At 61.0% G+C, this 1,460-nt stretch carries 1 protein-coding gene and 1 pseudogene; both read left to right on the top strand.

Annotation, left to right across the window (positions count from 1 at the left end; genetic code table 11):
- Positions 1–885, top strand: an 885-nt coding sequence (locus HP499_RS24170; RefSeq protein ID WP_172326560.1) for an alpha/beta hydrolase family protein, incomplete at its 5' end; no start/stop codon positions are given.
- Positions 882–1,460: pseudogene (locus HP499_RS24165) on the top strand (rhomboid family intramembrane serine protease); the annotation flags it as partial. The gene HP499_RS24170 and the pseudogene HP499_RS24165, both read left to right, overlap by 4 nt.

Genomic DNA, 1,460 nt, shown 5'->3' with positions numbered 1-1,460 from the left:
ATCCAGCCGCTGGAAGCCAGCCTCCAAAGGAGCCCGGACAGTACACCTGGCTCGGAGCTCAAGGCATGGAAAGCGCCCGGTTCCATGCCGGGCAACGGGATTCTTCGGAAGGCCGAAATCCCCGGAACCGCGTCAGGATTCACTGCTCGCGAGGCATATATCTACCTGCCTCCTGCCTATCAAACCGAACCCCGGCCTGCCCTGCCGGTCCTGGTTCTTTTCTCCGGACAGCCCGGGGGCCCTGCCGACTGGCTGACGGGCGGGCAACTCCGCACGCAATTGGACCGTTTCGCCGAAGCCCACCATGGAGTAGCTCCGGTGACGGTGGTGGTGGATCCCAACGGGTCCAGCAGTGCCAACACCATGTGCATGGATAGTTCGATTGCCCCTGCGGACACCTATCTTTCCCAGGATGTTCCCGCGTGGATCGCGTCCACGCTGGATGTTACCCGTGATCAGCGTCAATGGGCTGTGGGCGGCTTCTCGTTCGGAGGCACGTGCGCGCTGCAGATGGGTACTGCCCACCCGGAGCTGTTTCCCACGGTGCTGGCGTTCTCGGCTGAACGGGAGCCCGCCTTGGCTAAGGACAGGAGCAAGACCATTCAGGACTCGTTCGACGGCGATGTAGCGGCGTTCGAGTCAAGGACGCCTTTGGTCCTGATGCAGCAGCGCAGTTTCCCCGAAAGCGGCGTTTACCTGACCGCCGGGGAAACAGATCACGAATTCACCGATTACATGCACGAACTCGCAGCGGCAGCCAGGAATGCCGGCTTCACGACGCAGGAACACAGGATCGAGCATGCGGGGCATTCCTGGGATGCTGTTGTCCGGGGAATGCCGGGCGCCTTGGGTTTCCTGGCAGAGCGCTGGGGGCTGCCACAGTGAGCCTTGCGCTCAAGGGTGTCATCAGGCCTGCAAGGGCGCAGGTCCGCAGGCACATGAGGGGTACTCCTTTCACTCTGGTGATATTGGCGTTGTTCCTGGTGTTGTCCTTGGTCTCAGGCAGCTTCCTGTCCGGTCCACCGAAGCCGTGGCTAAATTTCGCCGGAGTTTCGTTGGAGGGACTGCGCTCAGGTGAATGGTGGTCCATCTGGACATCGTTGTTCTTCACAACCAATCCGTTGGCTTATGCCACCACCATCGTGATGTTCCTGTTTCTCCTGGGCCCCGCTGAGCGGCATCTGGGTTCGCTCAAGACAGCTGCTGTGTTCCTGGGTAGCCAATTCGCCTGTGTGTCCGTCTTCTTCATGGTCACCCAAGTGGCGCAGTACTCCGAAGACGGATGGCTGTCCCGGATGGGTGGTACAAGGCTTATTGGTCCGTACGGAGCGGTTTTGGCAACGGCGCTGGCGGCCAGTGCGCTGCTTCCTACGCTGTGGCAACGGCGACTCCGAACGGTAGCACTTTCTGCTTCGTTGCTCCTGGTGCTTTACGTTGGGCATGCCGAGACCGTGGTGGGT

This window comes from Paenarthrobacter sp. CM16, from assembly GCF_013179505.1.
GTDB lineage: Bacteria > Actinomycetota > Actinomycetes > Actinomycetales > Micrococcaceae > Arthrobacter.
Note: the sequence above shows the minus strand (reverse complement) of the source record. Positions and strands in the feature narration are given on the sequence as shown.